Origin of the sequence: Chryseobacterium sp. GP-SGM7 (genome assembly GCF_049166575.1) — a bacterium.
GTDB lineage: Bacteria > Bacteroidota > Bacteroidia > Flavobacteriales > Weeksellaceae > Chryseobacterium.
The window spans coordinates 242,289-261,066 of the sequence record NZ_JBMHFF010000004.1; the positions used below are offsets into that span (position 1 = coordinate 242,289).

Here is an 18,778-nt window from a genome sequence, read left to right on the forward strand (position 1 = left end):
ATAGATGTAGCTTTTATATTTGCAAGCATTTAGATGTATAAATGTTCAGTTATCATCATCAATAAACCCAAACACATTACTGCATTTGGGTTTACTTTAAATATAGTTTAGTTGATATGAATGTTTATTTTTTATCAGCTGCCCTTCCTACTTTTTCAACGACACCAACATCTACAGATTTGGTTTTTTCTATAGGATTATCATTCGCATTATAGAAATCTTTATACATTTTCTCCTGCTTCCGGATCATATCACCAATAGTACCATCAGTTCCGGGCATTGGTTTAGACATCATTTCCTGGTTCATCATTGGTCTTACAGAAGCAAAAGGATCTTTTTTGAAATCATTAAATGTTTTATCAAATTTTTCTTTTGTTAACTCTTTGGGTTTTCCACCTGTTGCCTGCATCAAACCTTCTATGTAAGAAAACTCACTGTAATCTTTTATTTTTTTATTCCCCTGAAGGATCCAAGAATAATTTTTGTCTGCATCTTCAATTTTAACAATTAAGCCCGGAAGACCTGAAAATTTATATGGTCCATCCTGAAAAGGAAGATCAGAACTGAACCAGGCCGTCCAAGTTCTTCCGCCGTATTCAGTAGTCGCTTTTTGAGTATTGTATTCTCCGATTTTCTGTTTTTCGTTGGAAATTTTCCAGTTTAATTTTAAATCTTCAGTGTATGCAATATTTACAGGAGTCATTCCATTGGCTACTTTATCCACATATTCCACTTTCATGCCTGGATAAAATTTGTGAATTCTTGCCGAAAATTTTGGCGTCTTAAGAGATTTTGAAAGATCTTTAAAAGCACCTGCTTTCTGCATTGCTTCCATTTCTACTTTCATAATAGAATCCTGGGAAATTACAGTGTAATCCTGATAAACAGATCTGTTTTTATCTGTAATATCTAATACTGTGATTACTTTGTCTAGTTTTGCAGAATCTTTTTTAGGCTTAAAGGTAAGTTCATAAAAAAAGCGGTTTGAACTTTCTTTTTCCTGTGCATTTGCAATTGCAAAAACGGCGATAAATACTATTGAAAATATATTTTTCATTTTATAAAAGGTTTATTCAATTAGTTTGCATTCGTGGTTTTTTGTTACATAATTTTTTAATCTTTATTAAAAAATTTTTTGTTCTTCTGAAAAGTTTTAAATTTAAACTAACCCAAAACAAATATTATGAACACTTTAAAACAATTAAGAGACGAGCTCAAAACTGAGTATCAAACAACAAAAAGATTTTTGGAAATCTATCCCGATGATAAAAATGATTACAAACCTCATCCTAAAAGTATGAAAATAATGCATCTTGCCACCCATATTACGGAAGTTTTTGGTTGGGCAGGATTTATGCTGAATTCTTCCGAGCTCGATTTTGCAAAAGGAGGGATGGAGCCAAAAGTTTTATTAACAAAAGAAGACTTGCTTCAGGTTTTAGATGAAAATTATGCCGCAAGTGAAGAAGCACTGGAAAAAGCATCCGAACAGGATTTAGAACCGAGATGGGCTTTAAAAAATGACGGTCATGAATTGGCATCTTGGACGAAATATGCAGCGATTCGTCACAGCTTAAATCAGATTACGCATCACAGAGCGCAATTGGGAGTTTATTACAGACTGAATGATATTGAACTTCCGGGAAGTTATGGCCCGACTGCGGATCATCCTAATTTTTAAAGCAAAATAAAATGTTAATGTATTTAAAAGCAAAAAACCAATCTCGGTGAGATTGGTTTTTTGCTTTTATTTGAAGTTGAATTTTACTGTAAACATTACCTGGCTTGGTCTTAATAATATTCTGGTGTAAGAAATATTTGTAGTATTAATATCATACGTTTCAAATACCTTTTTATTAGCAATATTCATCCACTTTACCTCGAAATCGATTTTTTTTGCAGACCATGAGAATTGATACGATAAATCATAAAATCCGTTACGGTACTCTTCATTAGCGGCGCTTGTATTCACCTGATCCCAGTTAAATCCAACAGTATGATTTTCGATTGGGTATAAGAAAAGACCAAGATTATGATTAAAACCTTTTCTAGCGGCATTGGAATTAACACTTCCGGTACTTGTTTGCTTAGTTCTTGTGAAATTAGCATTATAATCAATACTCATCCAGCTGAAATAAGTATTATTTAACTTAATCCCAAATGACTGGCTTATATTTTTATTTGTATAAGAATCGTTGTTCAGAAACGCATCTGATGTAGATGTATTATTACTGTAACTAATAGAGGCATTAGTTTTGAATTTTGGTAAATATTTTCCGATCTCTGCACTATAGCCATTACTTACAACATTATTATCCTGCTCTATATATTTCATTACCGAATATCCACCTACAATTGTTGGGTTTGAAATTAAATTTCGTTTTGCATCGGATAATCTATAATTTACATTAAAAAATAAATTATTCAAAGGGTTTCGATATTCCAATCTTGCTCCTGCAGATTTATTATTATTTTCAGGAATCGGATTATTTGCATCCATGGCATTTAAAGACGTAGGAGAAGTCATTAAAAATCCTGAGTAAGCTGTATTTACCTCTCCAAAATTATTATTAATGTTTCCATTTAATGATGCTTTAAAGAAAGATGCAAAGTTATACTGAACAAAAACATTTGGTTCAAAAGTAACTTTGTTTATAGATTTTGAAACGTTTCTTAATGGATCTTCGGCAGTAATATTATTTGAATTCACAGGAACATTTGCGTAAAGCATCCAAGAATCGCTTTTATAATTAATCCCCAAACTTCCATATGGAGTCGCCGTCGTATATTTCATATCATTATCAAAATTAATCCCATAACCAAAAGGCCTCCCATTCTGATAATTTGTAAGTGCTGTTCTTAATTCTGTCGATTTAAAATTTAATCCCACTTCTGGTGTAAAAGTCCATCCTTTAGCTGAAAAACCAATATTAGCTGAATGATTGGCCTCAAATGTTTTCAACTGTAGATTTTGCCTTACATATTCTGCATTTGCACCTGGATTAAATCCTGGAATATCCAGATAAGAAGCTGGTGAAACATCTAATTTCTGGCTATCATTTTGATAATTGATAAATGATTGTACATTAACCATTTTCTCTTTCCATGGAAGAATTGTACTTAATGAGTTTTGAAATGATGAAGTCGGTGATTGCAATGCTTCTTTACCGTTTCTTACATCTAAATTATCCGTTCTGTCTACAACAGCTCTGTCTGCATTCCAAAATTGAGAAAAACTAGTTGTGTTTTTAAAAAAGCCTTTTTTCGCATTTTTTGAAAAAATAAGTTCTCCTTTTAGTTTATCCGTAAAAAATCTATTTACAATATTTTCTGTTACACTAAATGCCGGATTTTCTGTTGTTGCAAAATAATCTATCTTGCTGTAAGATTCTCTCTCAACATTATTATTTGTGTAATTGGCATTAACTTTAAGTTCCCACTCCTTCTTATTATCAATATTAGTAAGATAATTTGCAGAAAGATAATGTACATTATTAAATAAATATCTTTTTACCGGAAGATTGGGAGTTCTTGAATTTTCAACATTTAGCCAATCATTTTGAGAAGCATTAATTCTTCTTCCCTCAAATCTATTTCCGAAACTTAAAATATTTCCTTCATTTTCAACCTGTTCTCCCATGTTGTTGGTCTTATAATTAAGAACCCACTGTTGTTTCTTGCTGAAAAACATTGGTGTTAATTTTAAATTCCAAAGCCATGGTTCGCCAAAACCAGCACCTACTTCTCCCCGACCTGTCATTGTTACAGAATTTTTTAATTTAATATTAATTGCCGCAGCATCTGATGGTATTTTTCCCTGTAACATTTTTACAGGTTGGTGATTTTCCAAAACTTCTAGTTTTTGAATGGCTTCTTTCGGTAAAGAATTGGTGATTGTTCCATACCCTCCTTCCATTAAGTCTTTTCCTTCAACATAAAATTTGTTGATCGCATTACCCTGATAAAGAATTGTACCGTCTGTTTTCACTTCAATCCCGGGAATTTTTTTCATCACATCAGCTAAGGTTCTGTCACTTTTACTGTCGAAAGCTTTTAGATCATAAGCAATAGTGTCACCTCTTGAAGTAATCATTTTGGTTTTCAGCTGTACTTCTTTAATTTCAGTCGCTTCAGACTGCATTTTGAATGTCAAAGACTGATCACTGTTGCTGATCTGTTTTGTAAGAGGCTTTTGATTGAACGCTTTTACTTTGAGATCAACATTTGATTCTGATGTTGTGAATGTAACTTTATATTCACCTTTAGAATTGGTAATTCCGTAAGCAAGAATTGCATCTTTTCCAGGTTCCTCAATCGTTACACTTGCACTGGGAATTGCCACACCATCCTCATCAGTAATTTTTCCGGAGACTGTTTTCTGAGCAAATGTTATTACAGAGAAAAAAACCATTAGAAAGAGGTAAATTCTTATTTTCATAATGTCTTAATTTATTTTTTGTGGTCATATGGAATCGGCAAATATGTATTGATAATGGCTAATTTACCAATCACAGCAATTCCATAATTTATTATTTGAGTAATTAGTTATTCGTTATCGTTTTTTGTTACACATAATAGAGATATAAAATTTTTGGAATAGTTAAAAACAAATTTATCACTACAAAAATAGTGATAAATTTTAATCTGAACATAAATTTCATCATTTTTTCTTTGGTGTTTTAGTTTATATCATAATTTTGTAAATATAAATAAAATATCACATGGGAGTAGGCAACAATCTAAAGAGACTGAGAGGCAAAACCAAATATTCTAATCAGGATATTGCAGATTTATTAGGAATAGACCGAAATACTTATGCAAACTGGGAAAGCGAAACGACCGATGTAAAATCTCAGTACATTCCGAAATTGGCAGAAATATTTGATGTGAAAATTCAGGATCTTTTTGATTCCGAAAGAAAATTAGAAATATCAAATAATACTTTTGACAATAAAGATAATTCTGTGGGTTTAATTATCTTTAATATCTCCGACAAAGAATCTGTAGATAAATTTAATTCTAAATTGGAAGATTTAATCAATAGTTTAAAAAAATAGCCTTTTTCCTCTTTGTCATTCCGTAGGAATCTCAACATCACTTTTTTTAAATAGCCTGAATTCTACGTAATGACAAAGATTGATATAACTCATTCAAATGGTTTTAATTCAATGGGATTATTATATCGTTTCTTTTTGTTTTTCAATATATCTTCAAATTCTTTTCTCATATCTGCGTCCAATGGAAATCCCGAAGTAGTAAATTCTAAATTATAGGATGCCTTTAAAAAATCTTTTTTATTAAACTTCTTGTATCCTTTAAGATTAAATTCAAAATCATCGTCATATTTCTCAAGTTTTACTAATGTAAAATGATAATCGTCTCTGATGTCATAAATTTCAAATATCAAACCAGGTAACCCAGTAAATTTGTATGGTCCTAACGGTATCGGATGTTCAGTAGAAAAATAGGCAATCCATCTTCTTCCATATTTATTGATTGCAGCCATTTGGCACTTTACTCCATCAATTATTTTCGTATCACTATAAAGAACCCATTTTAAAACAACATTTTCTTCATACAGTAATCTCTCATCTCTGAACATCCCGAAAAAATTTGTTACTCCGTTTTTTTTAATGATTCTTTCCTGAAAATAATCACCTACTGTAAGAGTGATTCCGCTGCCTTTTTTAGTAGCTTCTTCCTGCTCCGTATCTTTCAGATAGTTTTTATAGCCGGCAAAATAATAATCTTTCGAGTTACCACATAAAATAAAAGTTTGATTTACACGAAAGTTAGACCCATAATTTAAAGAGCTATTATACGTAGCTCTAATTAACGGCTCAAATTCTATTTCTTGACTTTTGATATAAATACACAACCAAAACATTAAACAAAATATGAAATACTTCTTCATAATTTTTATTTTTTAAAGGGGCAGGAAAAATTCCCACCCCGGATTAAATTAATTAAAATTTACTGTCGGTCTTACACCACCACATTCATTTGCATTAATTTCTGCAATATAATATGCCATTAGAGATTGGGATGTTCCCTCAGCAAATGTTGTATAATGTTTTACTCCACAAGTTGATGTCCAAACTGCCATAAATCTGTTGGCAAAAGACATTAGTGATAAAGTCATGATGCTAAACATAGCACCTAATAAAAATTTCTTTTTCATAAATTTTTTTTAATGATTAATAACTAAATTTTTCCTAGATTGAAATTGGGTCTAGAATAAACCTCCAATCTAGATGATGCATCATTTATGACTTTTAAAAAGAAATACATTGATACAGCAGAGCGCTGCAAATGTTTCGCGATTTTCTAATTTGGTGTCATGCTACAAACCTATAAAGAAATTTAAAAGATAAAATATAGAAAATTCAGCAACTTTTGCAGAGTTTTTTAACAAAAGGCGGATCTTTAATTTAACTTGAAAAATAATTGTTTATGGTGTCAAATAAAATTTCGTAATCTTAATATTGAAAAAAAGTTTTCAAGTTGTCTTTTTAAATTTATATTCAGTCTAAATAATAATGTGATTAAGGTCATAGATTAAAAATATCTTAAATCAATTTCTGTAAGTAAATATTTAATAATTTTGTAACATAAAATTTATAAGAATGGGGGTTATTTTAAAACCTATAGATATTGTTGATGATATTACTCAGGAAGAGTTTCGTGAGAGATATCTGATTCCTAGAAAGCCGGTTGTGATTAAAAACATGGCAAAAAAGTGGCCCGCCTATCAAAAATGGACGATGGATTATGTGAAAGAAGTGGTAGGAGACGTTACGGTTCCACTCTATGATAGTGCAAAAGCTGACCCTTCTGCTCCCATCAACACACCAACAACGGAAATGAAATTTGCAGACTACATCGATCTGATCCAAAAGGAACCTACCGATTTGCGTATTTTCTTTTTCGACCCCATTAAAAGGGCCAACAAACTCCTTGAAGACTATATTTCTCCTTCCGATTTAATGGGCGGATTTTTAGATAAATATCCCTCAATGTTTTTTGGTGGGAAAGGGTCTGTAACCTTCTTACATTATGATATTGATTTAGCACATATTTTCCACACCCATTTTAACGGAAGAAAACACGTTCTTCTTTTCGAATACAAATGGAAAGACAGATTGTATAAACTACCTTATGCGACCTATGCTTTGGAGGATTTTGATATTTCTAATCCTGATTTTGAAAAATTTCCTGCTTTGGATGGTATAGAAGGAATTGAATGCTTCCTGGAGCATGGAGATACTTTATTTATGCCGACAGGATGGTGGCACTGGATGAAATATCTTGACGGAAGCTTCTCACTTTCGCTTCGTGCATGGGATAAATCTTGGGCAGTAAAAGCCAATTCGCTTTGGAATCTTACCGTTCAGAGAAATTTTGATAATATCATGAAAGGTCAGTTTAAAAAGAAATATATGGACTGGAAAGAGAAAAAAGCAGTTGAAAGAGCCAATTACGCTTTGAAAAAAGGTTTACCTAAAAGATAGAATGATTTTTTATCAAAGGTTGAATTAATTTTTCAAATTCCATAAAAAACCCCTAAAAGTTTGGTACTTATAGGGGTATTTTATGCTCAATTCTTAATTAAAAAGCATACCAACGTCCACATTTGTTAACGCAAAATGGTTCAAAATCAGGATTTGAGTTGGCAGCAGCTTGAAGACAAGTTGCCTCATTACTGTAATATGGTTTGCCTGAACCCCACCAAGATGCGCATTCTGGTGTAATTCCTCCTTTAATTGATTTCAGATTTTCTCTTGAAATTTTGTTTAATTTTTTCATAATAATTTTGCTTTAATTCTCCTACTCTATACGCTTTTCGGATACCGCGATATTAATACACCAATATATGAAATATTTAATAATAAAATCAAAAAACTTATTTTTTGGGCATTTTTAATTTTTTAAACATTTATTATTCCGAAATGTATTTAAAATCCACAAAATCCGTTAGCCAAACTCCGTTTTCTGAAAGATAAAATAAAACGCCGTCTTCAAACATTTTTCCTGAATTAATTATCAGAATAACTGGTTTTCCATGGCGCATTCCGACTTTGGTTGCCGTTTCTTTATCTTGACTCAAATGAACGTGCTGTCTATTTCTTTTTTCAATTCCTTTTTCCAAAATAGAATTGATATTCGTTTGAGCAGTTCCGTGATAAAGAAATTCCGGTGGTTGTTGTGATTGCAAAGCCAAATCTATATCAATCGAATGCCCTTGATTGGCTCTGATTTTTGTTTTATCTTCATTAAAAATAAAGCGTTTCTTATCATTGGTTTCTACGATTTCGTCAAGTTCTTCAAAAGTAAAACCCTCATGAGAATCTTTTTTTGATTTAGTGACTAATTCATTAACATCTGTCCAGCCTTGTTCATCCAGGTTCAAACCGATCAATTCAGGATGATGTCTGAGAACATAGCTCAGAAATTTGCTTAATTATTCTTTTGTTGCTCATTCATAGTTTGTGTTTTAGTTCGTTAATTTATTTTCTAATTTTTTGCATAAGTTTTCAATATCATCTTTCCTCACCAAGACTTCAATCCATTCTTCAGGAATATTTTCGAAACCATAATAAATTCCGGCAATTCCTCCTGTGATGGCACCGGTTGTGTCGGTATCTTCTCCTAAGTTGACGCCTTTTAATACCGCTTCAGAATAACTTTCAGAATTTAGAAAACACCATAATGAAGCTTCTAAACTGTGAAGAACATAACCTCCAGAACTTATTTCCTCCTCCTGTAAAGTATGTAACTGAGCAACATCATATTCGCCAACTTTTAATTCTAAAATTCGGTGGAATTTATCCATCTCATCTTGTGAACAGACTGGAGTATGATTCAAAAACTCCCGAACTGTTTTCTGCATTGCTTTGTAAGCTTCCCATTTCTCTTTTTTATTCAAAATTTCCAAAGCAAATTCCAAATAAATAAAACACGCCAGAACAGAACGAATATGACCATGAGTAATCGACGAAACTTCTTTTACTTTATCAAAACGTTGTTCAATCGGTAAATTTTTAATGTAAAATAATAACGGTAAAACTCTCATTAAAGAACCATTCCCGTTATCAAATTCACTGATTCCGCCACATAAAGTCGGAGAAATTCCTTTGCTGATTCTGTGAATTGCTTGTGAAGTTGCAATTCCAATGTCAAAAACTCTTCCATGAGGAGTCCAAATTTCTGTATTGTACCATTGTAAAAACTTCAGAGCCATATCTTCCAAATTATATCCGTTGCAAAGGCTACTTGCAAGACATAATGTTAAAGAACTGTCATCACTCCATGTTCCCGCAGGTTGGCGATGACTTCCCAAAGCTCTCATTTTCGTGACCGGTGAGCGTTTTAATTCTTCTCTGGTTCGGAATTCTACAGGAACTCCCAAAGCATCACCGATACAAACACCAAAAATTCCTGCTTTTACAAAATTTTCCATTATGCAAGATTTACTAATTTATCAAACAATAATTTCATTCCCTGCGTTGCCGTTTCTTTCATAATAACCGCTCTTTGTCCGTATCCAAAACCTGTTTCATTGGGATTGATTACGATTAAAAGACAATCATCTTTAATATCGTGAATTAATCCCGCAGCCGGATAAACCTGCAAAGAAGTTCCTATAACTAAGAAAATATCTGCTTCCTTTGCTTTCTTTGAAGCTTCATTCATCAAAGGAACATCTTCTCCGAACCAAACGATGAAAGGTCGCAATTGAGCTCCGTCTTCCGCTTTATCCCCGATGTTAATATCATCTTTTTGTTCGTAGATCAAACTTTTATTATTACAAGAACAGGACTTGAATAATTCTCCGTGAAGGTGGATGATATTGGTAGAGCCCGCTCTTTCGTGCAGATCGTCAATGTTTTGAGTGATAATCTGAACCTCAAAATGTTTTTCTAATTCTGCTAATAATCTGTGTGCATCATTGGGTTCTACTTCATGAAGCTGACGACGTCTTTGGTTGTAAAATTCCAATACCAAAGCTCTGTCTTTTCGCCATCCTTCGGGACTTGCAACGTCCGTTATACTATGATTTTCCCAAAGACCATCTCCGTCTCTGAAGGTTTTTATTCCGCTTTCGGCGCTAATTCCTGCGCCGGTTAATATGGTTAGTTTTTTCATTTGTTTGTTTTTTAATCTCTCGCAGATTTAGCAAATTACACAGATTTTTTAATCTGAAAATTAAACTCATCTTTGAAATATTTAAAATTGGAATATTTGAATTTATTCCAATAATTTTTTATAAATCTCTTCATTTTCATCATCAAAACAGACGAAAATAACTTTTTCTATGATATTTGATTTAAAATTTTTCACCTCATCAACAGCAATTTTTCCAGCCAATTCTTTCGGAAATTTGTAAACTCCTGTACTGATATTAGGAAAAGCAATGATTTTAACATCAAGATTTTCTGCCAATTTCAAGGAATTTTTATGACAATTTGCCAATAATTTTGAACATTTTTCTTCGTCTCCGTTCCAAATCGGACCAACAGTGTGAATTACATATTTTGCAGGGAGATTTCCGGCTGTTGTTACAACCGCTTCTCCTGTTTTGCATTTGCCCTGTTTATTTCTGATCTCTATGCATTCTTCCAAAATCTTTTTTCCGCCTGCACGATGAATTGCTCCATCAACTCCACCTCCGCCAAGCAAAGAAGAATTGGCTGCGTTTACAATTGCATCTGCATTTATTTTGGTGATGTCGCCATTTATTAATTCAATTTTCATCATTTTAATTTTTTATTTAAAATATTTTTATCATCCTATTGATCCATGATATGATGCCCTTTTTCTGGCCAATCTCGTAATTGTTACTTCTATTTTTTGATCTGAGTTTTGTTTTATATTTGATTATCTTTTTTTGAATATCCACTTTAATTATGAAGATTAAATCAACGGTCATTTTTGTTATTCCGGAGGAATCTTAACCACCTTATTTTTCAGTCTGTATAAATATAAATGAATCTCAAGAGAAACGTTAAAAAACTTAGTTATAACTATTTACGAACATTCAGAATCATTTTAATTCATCCCTTACTTCCATCAAAGCAAATCCTAGAAGGTTTTCACCATTTCATTGCAACGGATTTTCTGCTCTTTTATCCAATTCTGACATTCCGATTCCCCAAATTGTATCGTACGGACTGGCTTCTACTAAGATTTTATCTTCTGTTGATAAAAGAAATTGTTTAAATTTATCATTTTCAGAAAACTTCAACAGATTGCCTTGCTTTACGATTTCATATTTATGTTCGTTCCAAAATTGTGGATCAAAATTTTTTACTTTCCTTCCCAGTTTTTTCGCCTGATTCGGAGTTTCTGATTTTAAAATTTCTTCAAAAGTTTCATTGTCATTAAATAATTTTGCTTTCCCGGCCATCATATAATGCTCTGCTGTTTTGTAAGTAATTCCATTTTCTTCAAATACAAAAGGAAACCATTGACTAAAGTATGCTTTCGTGATTTCATCTTTCACGGTATGTCACCAGAAGAATAAAAAATCCAAAATTTCCTGATTTCGAAATTTTTCAATTGTATTTTGTAATGTATATTTCATAATTGCGTTATTATTACACAAATGTAAAAGAATATAATTCTATTACCTAATTTATTTGTGTTAATCTTACACTAACCAACTTAACTAATTGATTTTCAGTAATAAAAATATTCTCAAAATAATTCTCTGCGCAGAGGAATTGCCACGAATGCACGAAAGATCTTGTTAATTATTTTGATTTTAAAAAATTAACAGATGATTTTAAAGCTAAAAATTCGTGCATTCGTGGCAGAAAAACTATTTTATTTCAAAATAAAAACCTTGTTCTTCAAACATTTTATATTTTTCTTGATTGAAACTAAACAGTTTTCCGGGTCTTCCGCTTCCTTCTTTTTTAAGATTATTGGTTTCATTCAACAATCCGTAGCTCATGATTTTTTTACGGAAATTTCGACGGTCGATTTCCTTTCCGATAATTGTTTTATATAAATTTTCAAGATCAGAAAAAGCAAATTCTTCATTCAGAAGATTAAAACCAATCGGTTGATACTGAATTTTTGTACGAAGTCTTTTTAGTGCAATGTCAATAATAGTCTGATGATCAAAAGCGAGCTTCGGAAGTTTGTTGACGCTGAACCATTGTGCATCATCTGCATCGGAATCAGCAAATAATTCATAATAAGAAGGGTTCACAAGTCCTAAATAAGCCACAGAAACTACTCTGTTTCTAGGATCACGATCAACATTACCGAAAGTATAAAGTTGTTCCAGAAAATCGGGTTTTATACCTGCTTCTTCGTGAAGTTCTCGTTTTACCGCATCATCAAGACTTTCATCGTCTAAAACCAAACCTCCCGGAAGCGCCCAACCTCCTTTAAAGGGGTCAATATTTCTTTTAATTAAAAGGATCTGAAGGTCTTTTTTGTCAAAATATCCGAAAATAACTGCGTCTACAGCAACTTTTATATCCTGTAATTTTTTTGGACTGCTCATTAAATTGATTTGCGTTATGAATACACAAAATTAAGTTTTATTATCGAAATAAAAATAATTCACACCAATCTAAATTTTTATTACCTTTATTCTGATGAATAACTAATTTAAAACTAAACTATTATGAAAAATTTAATCCTCACTATTTCAGCAGCTTTTCTTATTTTTTCTTGTGATAAAGTAAAAGTAGACGTTAAGAATTCTGACAAAAAAGATTCATTAGCAAACAATGAATGGAAACCAGTAGATTCTGCAACCGCAACAAAAGCCTGGATGGACTACGCAACACCGGGAGAAATGCAAAAAATGATTGCAAAAGCCGACGGAAACTGGTCTGGAGAAACCACAATGTGGATGGAAAATGGAGGAAAACCAATGATGAGCACATCTGAAGCAACCAACAAAATGATGTTTGACGGACGTTATCAAATGAGTTCTCATAAAGGAAATTTTATGGGAATGCCTTTTGAAGGGATGAGTATTTTAGGCTACGATAATGCTAAAAAGAAATTTGTAAGCAGCTGGATTGACAATATGGGAACAGGAATAATGACAATGGAAGGCGATTGGAATGCTTCCAAAAAATCGATTGAATTTAAAGGAAAAATGACCGACCCTTCAAGACCAGGAAAAGATTGTGATGTAAGAGAAGTTTTCACTTTCATAGACGATAACACTCAAAAAATGGAAATGTTTGGTCCTGATGCGAAAACGGGAAAAGAATTTAAAACAATGGAAATTAATTACAAGAGAAAATAGAATTCATTTAAAAACAATGAAAAATCCGCAGATTTTTTCTGCGGATTTACTTTTATACTTCGCCATTTCACTTGGCTCTTTTTACTTTTTACTTGGCTCTTTAACCTCTAATCATTGAGCTTTAAAACAGCCATGAACGCAGACTGTGGTACTTCTACTCTACCAATCTGCTTCATCTTTTTCTTACCTTCCTTCTGCTTTTCCAAAAGTTTTCTCTTTCTGGAAATATCTCCTCCGTAACATTTTGCGGTAACGTCTTTTCTTAATGCTTTAATGGTTTCTCTTGCAATAACTTTCGCCCCCAGAGCAGCCTGAACAGCAATATCAAACTGTTGCCTAGGAATCAGTTCACGAAGTTTTTCACACATCTTTTTACCGATGTAGTATGCATTAGAATCATGAATCAATGAAGATAAAGCATCTACCATGTCTCCATTAATCAGAATATCCATTTTTACCAGCTTAGAAGAACGCATTCCGATGGGTGAATAATCGAATGATGCATAACCTTTAGAAATAGATTTCAGACGGTCATAAAAGTCGAAAACAACCTCAGCCAATGGCATATTGAATGTTAATTCTACTCTGTCCGCCGTTAAATAACTTTGGTTAACAATTTCCCCTCTTTTTTCGATACAAAGAGTCATTACCGCTCCAACAAAATCTGATTTTGTAATGATAGAAGCTTTAATGTAAGGCTCTTCAACCCGGTCTAAAAGATTGGGATCAATCATTTCAGATGGGTTGTTGATTAAAATTGTAGTTTCCGGATCTTTTTTAGAATATCCGTGGTATGAAACGTTGGGAACGGTCGTAATCACGTTCATATTAAATTCTCTTTCCAAACGTTCCTGAACAATTTCCATGTGAAGCATTCCTAAGAATCCGCAACGGAAACCGAAACCAAGTGCTGCCGAACTTTCCGGCTCGAAAACCAAAGAAGCATCATTTAATCTCAATTTCTCCAACGAAAATCTTAGTTCTTCAAAATCTTCAGATTCAATCGGGTAAATTCCGGCAAAAACCATTGGTTTTACCTCTTCAAATCCATCAATCGGAGCTTCTGCAGGATTTACAAAAGACGTAATGGTATCTCCTACTTTTACTTCACGGGCATCTTTAATCCCTGAAATCAGGTAACCCACATCTCCACATTCAATCGTTTTTTTCGGAACCTGTTTTAATTTTAAGGTTCCTACTTCATCAGCACCGTACTCTTTTCCGGTAGCGAAGAATTTAATTTTTTCGTTTTTAGAAATACTTCCGTTAACGATTTTAAAATAAGCTTCAATTCCTCTAAACGGATTGTAAACAGAATCAAAAATTAATGCCTGAAGCGGTGCTTTCGGGTCTCCAACCGGAGGCGGAACTCTTTTTACGATTTCTTCAAGCAATTCATGAACACCTTCTCCAGTTTTTCCGGAAACACGAAGAACATCTTCATATTTACAGCCTAAAAGTCCCATAATTTCGTCGGTAACTTCTTCGGGATTTGCTGAAGGAAGATCAATTTTATTCAGAATAGGAATAATCTCCAGATCATTTTCTAAAGCCAGATACAAATTACTGATTGTTTGTGCCTGGATACTTTGTGCAGCATCTACAATCAAAAGAGCGCCTTCACAAGCCGCAATTGAACGGGAAACTTCGTAAGAAAAATCTACGTGTCCTGGTGTATCAATAAGATTTAAAATATATTTTTCGCCATTAAGCTCATAATCCATCTGGATGGCGTGAGATTTAATTGTAATCCCACGTTCTTTTTCCAAATCCATATCATCAAGCGTCTGAGATTGTAATTCTCTCTGAGTCACCGTGTTGGTATACTCCAGAAGACGGTCTGCCAAAGTAGATTTACCGTGGTCGATATGGGCGATTATGCAAAAATTTCGTATGTTTTTCATTTAAGAACTATGTAATTTGCAAAGATAAAAAAATGCAGGAGAATTCCGTTTTTAATTTTCAGTTACAAATGCCATTTCAATTATCGTTTACAACAAAAAAAGAGAGACAAATTGCCCCTCTTTGCTTATTTAGATTTTCCGAAATCTTCCGGCAATATGTAATTTCCTGTTAAAGGATCAAGCGAAACATAAGTTCCCGGCATTCCTCTTCTTTTTTGAGCGGCTTTCGCATCAATAGCGGCAACCGCAACATTGGCAACCAGACTTCCTACCAAACCAGCGACTCCACCGCCGATCATAATGAATGAAGAATTAGATTCAGGGAAAAGGTCTTCTTTTTTAACTTCAATGAAAAGTCCCTGATCATCTCTGAAAATTTCAACATAACCACCCGGAATTACTTTATATGGAACTCCATGATGTACAAATGCGTAGAAGTTACTGATGTACTTTTTGTCGTCTCCGTTTATTGCCTTCGTTACCACACCTTTTTTATTAGTCTCAATGGTAAAGCCTGGTTCTGGATTGTGCGTGAAGAAACTGTAAGAATCTTTGTAAACTCCTTCTTTTAAAGAATCTGATTTTAAAATTTCAAGCTTATCCGTTAAAATAGAACTATAATTGGCAAGTTCATTTTCTGAAATACCGAATTCCCAAGTTCTTTTATTATAAGAATCTTTCAACAAATCTGCTAATGACAATGTGATTTTCTTAGCTAAACTTTGAGCTAAATAAGGTGTGTTTCGTGATGAAACTGTGGTAACAGTATCAATCCTGTTCACAAAATAGTAGTTATCATCCTTCTTAAGGAATGTACTTGCTTTTAATTGAAGTTTTCCGATGGAATACTTTTCTTTAAAGTCTTCAGAAATATTTAAGTCCTCCAATAAAAGAACCAATTCTTCAGTTCCTTTTCCTGTATTGTACTTATAAAACCAATTTGAAATATCTTTACTGGCATCATTTTCAAAAACAATATTCACTTGTTCTTTGCGAAATACTACACTTCCGACATCTTTGTTTATCCGTTGATCGATTACGGTGAAAGTTTTAATTGTGTTTTTGCTGTCTTTTATAGACTTTGACAGGTCAATCACTTCGGTTTTCTGTGCCAATAAAGAAACTGAGGCCAGAAGAAAAAAAAGTAAATTTCTCATTATTTAATTTTCACAAAAATAAGATTTATTTTGTAGAACTATTTCTCAAAAATATACGCTCCGGTAAGAGAATCAATGTAAATATTCGATTGCTGTGTAGACTTAAATCCTACGCCGTTGACGGCCCCGTTTGAACCATTGGATCCTGAATCTATTGCAGCACCAATTAAAGCACCCACTACTCCACCTGCAATAGCTCCAATCATGATTCCCCCAGTTTTTGATTCAGAAAAAAGATTAACCCTTGAACTAAAAATGTAAAATCCATTTTTATTTTTCTTCATTTCATCAAATCCGACCGGTGTCAATTTATAAGCGACTCCATTTTCAACATAACAATACATTTCTGAAAATGATGTACTCAAATCATTTTTAATCAATCTTACTACCTTTCCTTTTTTGTTTTTTTCTAAATGATAGTCTGCGCTTGGTTGCTGATTATAAAAGTTTCGAAAGCTTGTATAAACCCCGTCTTTTAGCTCAGAATTCGTAATAGCCTTATTATTATGAATCAAATAAGAATCATAATTATTGATTTCATTTTCAGGAATATATGAACTTGAAACTGCTCCCGAATAAGTTAATTTTATAAATTCCGAAATAACATCTGAAATTTGCTGTGCCAAATACTTTTGAGGATGAGAAACGGTTTTAGGATTACATACAATAACGTTATCGAATCTTGTGATGAAATAATACCTGTCATTTCTTTTCAAAAAACCTGATATTTTGATTCTAGCTTTTGCATATGGTAAAGTTTTGTTTTCATCCACCTCATCATATACTTTAAGATTTTCTAGCATAATCACAACATCATTATTTCCTACCTTGTTATTATGACTCTGAAACCATTTTTCAACATAATTTTTAAGGTTGTCATCAGTAAATTTTATCTCGGCTTTACTCTCTTTATCCGTTACATTCCCAATAGTTTTATCATCTCTTTTATCTATAAAAGTTAATGACTTTACAAGGCCTTTTTTATCCCTGATATTCTGATTGAGGTTAATTATTTCGACTTTCTGGGCATTAATCATCACGGAAAATGCTAAGAAAAGGACTATTTTTCTCATTTTTATATTTTTTCAACATTAAAAAATTAGCTTAGTTATTTTTCTATTAATTATTTGGTAATATCTAAAATTTAAACGACTCTCACAATAAATTGCAAGAGTCGTCTAACATTAAAAAAAATAAACTATTATGGAGATTGCTTAGGTCTCGAATTGTTGTTCTTTCCATCGTGAGATCTTTTTTCGTTCATTTTATCACGCATCATCGCCTCAGAATTGAAAAGCTTCAAGACTTTCTGACAAGGTATTACCGTCTGCATTTTTTCTGCATACTTTTTTCTGTTATCAAATAATTTTTGACCCATTTCAAAACTCTGCTGAAGTTTTACTTTTGCTTCCTCTTCAGTTAATTTTTCAGGATCAAAATTAGAATCGAACTGACTTTTTATTTTGTTCTGGTTATCAAGATATTCATTATACATTGCTGTAAATTCTGCTTTATCCTGTGGTGCAACATCCAGCATATCAACAACCATATTATTTCTAAATTGGGTAAGAAGTGTTTTTCTTTCTTCCGGGGAAAGATTATTTATTACCTCCTTTCTTTTTTCACGACTCATATTCCTCCAGTCGTAATCTTTAATCTGAGCATTAAGCCCAAACCCAGAAATTATAAAAAGTGTAAATAATATTTTTTTCATCTTTCTTTTAATTATACAAGTCTAAATAAACATCCTGACTTGAATTATTCGCTAATTCTGCAATTTCAGAACTGGTAAGCGCCTCAATATATTCATTCATATGAATATCATTCGAAGGTTTTACCGTTTTTTTAGTCTGACTTACAGAATTATTATTAACTGCCTGAGAAATCATAGGCTTTATACTCATCTGACTTTCAATCTTTTGATTGTTATTTTCAACAGAAGTTAAATCTGATGCTAAAGTTTCGTAAGCTATTTGACTTTCTTTTTTGGGTACAATTCTGTTATCAGCAATATTTTTTACTGAATCTCCATTTAATGAAGCGTCTGAATTTAAATTATAAACAAATGCCGACCCAAAAATAAGCGCTAAAGATGCCGCTGCAGCATATCCCCAATTTAATTTGAAAATAGGTGCTTTTTTCTCAACCTTTATCTCGTTAAAAACTCTTCCCTGAACTGTTTCAAACATGCTTTCAGGAACTTTGTAAATATTTTTACGTTCTAGTTTTTCCAGATCAAATCCTCTCACTTCGCTCAATACATTATCCTGAATTGTCTGAAACAAATTTTCAGGAGTTTTGTATATATTTTTGCGATCTAAGTTTTCCAGATCGAAATCTTTCACTCCGCTCAACACCCTTTCCTGAATATTTTTAAAAATACTCTCAGGAACTCTGTAAATGTTTTTGCGTTCTAAATTATCCAGATCAAAATTTTTCAT

Annotated in this window: 20 protein-coding genes; 4 read left to right on the forward strand and 16 right to left on the reverse strand. The window is 32.7% G+C overall.

The annotated features are described in order from the left end of the window. Window positions 1–124: 124 nt before the first annotated feature. Window positions 125–1,057, reverse strand: a complete 933-nt coding sequence (locus ACOOWA_RS16030; protein ID WP_421376729.1) for a GLPGLI family protein — start codon at window positions 1,055–1,057, stop codon at window positions 125–127. Window positions 1,058–1,183: 126 nt separating this feature from the next. On the opposite strand from ACOOWA_RS16030, the gene ACOOWA_RS16035 reads away from it, so the two are divergent. Beyond that, entirely contained in the window at window positions 1,184–1,681 is a 498-nt protein-coding gene (locus ACOOWA_RS16035) for a DinB family protein (RefSeq protein ID WP_421376731.1), read from the forward strand. Window positions 1,682–1,747: 66 nt separating this feature from the next. Here the strand turns inward: ACOOWA_RS16035 and ACOOWA_RS16040 are convergent, their stop codons facing one another. Beyond that, a complete protein-coding gene (locus tag ACOOWA_RS16040) occupies window positions 1,748–4,438 on the reverse strand; it encodes a hypothetical protein (protein ID WP_421376732.1) in 2,691 nt (896 codons plus the stop codon). A gap of 283 nt (window positions 4,439–4,721) precedes the next feature. On the opposite strand from ACOOWA_RS16040, the gene ACOOWA_RS16045 reads away from it, so the two are divergent. Continuing rightward, window positions 4,722–5,057 (forward strand): helix-turn-helix transcriptional regulator, encoded by a 336-nt coding sequence (locus tag ACOOWA_RS16045; RefSeq protein ID WP_421376734.1) that lies wholly within the window; start codon window positions 4,722–4,724, stop codon window positions 5,055–5,057. Window positions 5,058–5,146: 89 nt separating this feature from the next. On the opposite strand, the gene ACOOWA_RS16050 is transcribed toward ACOOWA_RS16045, so the two are convergent. Both ACOOWA_RS16050 and ACOOWA_RS16055 read right to left on the reverse strand, forming a co-directional pair. Continuing rightward, a complete protein-coding gene (locus ACOOWA_RS16050) occupies window positions 5,147–5,914 on the reverse strand; it encodes a GLPGLI family protein (RefSeq protein WP_421376736.1) in 768 nt (255 codons plus the stop codon). A 48-nt stretch (window positions 5,915–5,962) separates the two neighbouring features. Next, window positions 5,963–6,181, reverse strand: coding sequence for a hypothetical protein (locus tag ACOOWA_RS16055; protein ID WP_421376738.1), 219 nt, complete (start codon window positions 6,179–6,181; stop codon window positions 5,963–5,965). A 445-nt stretch (window positions 6,182–6,626) separates the two neighbouring features. On the opposite strand from ACOOWA_RS16055, the gene ACOOWA_RS16060 reads away from it, so the two are divergent. Then, window positions 6,627–7,511 carry a cupin-like domain-containing protein gene (locus ACOOWA_RS16060; RefSeq protein WP_421376739.1) on the forward strand — a complete coding sequence of 295 codons (885 nt, stop codon included), beginning with the start codon at window positions 6,627–6,629 and terminating at the stop codon, window positions 7,509–7,511. 97 nt (window positions 7,512–7,608) lie between these two features. Here ACOOWA_RS16060 and ACOOWA_RS16065 read toward each other — a convergent pair whose 3' ends face one another. The 7 genes from ACOOWA_RS16065 to ACOOWA_RS16095 form a co-directional block, all read right to left on the reverse strand. After that, on the reverse strand, window positions 7,609–7,806 hold the full coding sequence (locus ACOOWA_RS16065) for a hypothetical protein (RefSeq protein ID WP_421376740.1): 198 nt from the start codon (window positions 7,804–7,806) through the stop codon (window positions 7,609–7,611). Window positions 7,807–7,939: 133 nt separating this feature from the next. Beyond that, a complete protein-coding gene (locus tag ACOOWA_RS16070) occupies window positions 7,940–8,410 on the reverse strand; it encodes an RNA 2'-phosphotransferase (protein WP_421376742.1) in 471 nt (156 codons plus the stop codon). An 84-nt stretch (window positions 8,411–8,494) separates the two neighbouring features. After that, on the reverse strand, window positions 8,495–9,460 hold the full coding sequence (locus tag ACOOWA_RS16075) for an ADP-ribosylglycohydrolase family protein (protein ID WP_421376743.1): 966 nt from the start codon (window positions 9,458–9,460) through the stop codon (window positions 8,495–8,497). After that, a complete protein-coding gene (locus ACOOWA_RS16080; protein WP_421376744.1) occupies window positions 9,460–10,146 on the reverse strand; it encodes an SIR2 family NAD-dependent protein deacylase in 687 nt (228 codons plus the stop codon). Before ACOOWA_RS16080 ends, ACOOWA_RS16075 begins: the two co-directional genes overlap by 1 nt. 102 nt (window positions 10,147–10,248) lie before the next feature. After that, entirely contained in the window at window positions 10,249–10,755 is a 507-nt protein-coding gene (locus ACOOWA_RS16085) for an O-acetyl-ADP-ribose deacetylase (RefSeq protein WP_421376746.1), read from the reverse strand. Between the two features lie 346 nt (window positions 10,756–11,101). Then, window positions 11,102–11,503 (reverse strand): NADAR family protein, encoded by a 402-nt coding sequence (locus ACOOWA_RS16090; protein ID WP_421376747.1) that lies wholly within the window; start codon window positions 11,501–11,503, stop codon window positions 11,102–11,104. A gap of 318 nt (window positions 11,504–11,821) precedes the next feature. Further along, the gene (locus tag ACOOWA_RS16095) at window positions 11,822–12,517 is read right to left on the reverse strand and encodes an NrtR DNA-binding winged helix domain-containing protein (RefSeq protein ID WP_421376749.1); all 696 of its coding nucleotides are present in this window, start codon (window positions 12,515–12,517) and stop codon (window positions 11,822–11,824) included. Window positions 12,518–12,640: 123 nt separating this feature from the next. Between ACOOWA_RS16095 and ACOOWA_RS16100 the strand changes: the two genes are divergently transcribed. Next, window positions 12,641–13,276, forward strand: coding sequence for a DUF1579 domain-containing protein (locus tag ACOOWA_RS16100; protein ID WP_421376751.1), 636 nt, complete (start codon window positions 12,641–12,643; stop codon window positions 13,274–13,276). A gap of 107 nt (window positions 13,277–13,383) precedes the next feature. On the opposite strand, the gene lepA is transcribed toward ACOOWA_RS16100, so the two are convergent. From lepA to ACOOWA_RS16125, 5 genes are all read right to left on the reverse strand, one after another. Next, entirely contained in the window at window positions 13,384–15,180 is a 1,797-nt protein-coding gene (gene lepA, locus ACOOWA_RS16105) for a translation elongation factor 4 (protein WP_421376752.1), read from the reverse strand. A 125-nt stretch (window positions 15,181–15,305) separates the two neighbouring features. Next, the gene (locus ACOOWA_RS16110) at window positions 15,306–16,337 is read right to left on the reverse strand and encodes a hypothetical protein (RefSeq protein ID WP_421376754.1); all 1,032 of its coding nucleotides are present in this window, start codon (window positions 16,335–16,337) and stop codon (window positions 15,306–15,308) included. 38 nt (window positions 16,338–16,375) lie between these two features. Beyond that, entirely contained in the window at window positions 16,376–17,410 is a 1,035-nt protein-coding gene (locus tag ACOOWA_RS16115; RefSeq protein ID WP_421376755.1) for a hypothetical protein, read from the reverse strand. Window positions 17,411–17,538: 128 nt separating this feature from the next. Continuing rightward, entirely contained in the window at window positions 17,539–18,051 is a 513-nt protein-coding gene (locus ACOOWA_RS16120) for a hypothetical protein (RefSeq protein WP_421376757.1), read from the reverse strand. Between the two features lie 7 nt (window positions 18,052–18,058). Next, a complete protein-coding gene (locus ACOOWA_RS16125; RefSeq protein ID WP_421376759.1) occupies window positions 18,059–18,778 on the reverse strand; it encodes a hypothetical protein in 720 nt (239 codons plus the stop codon).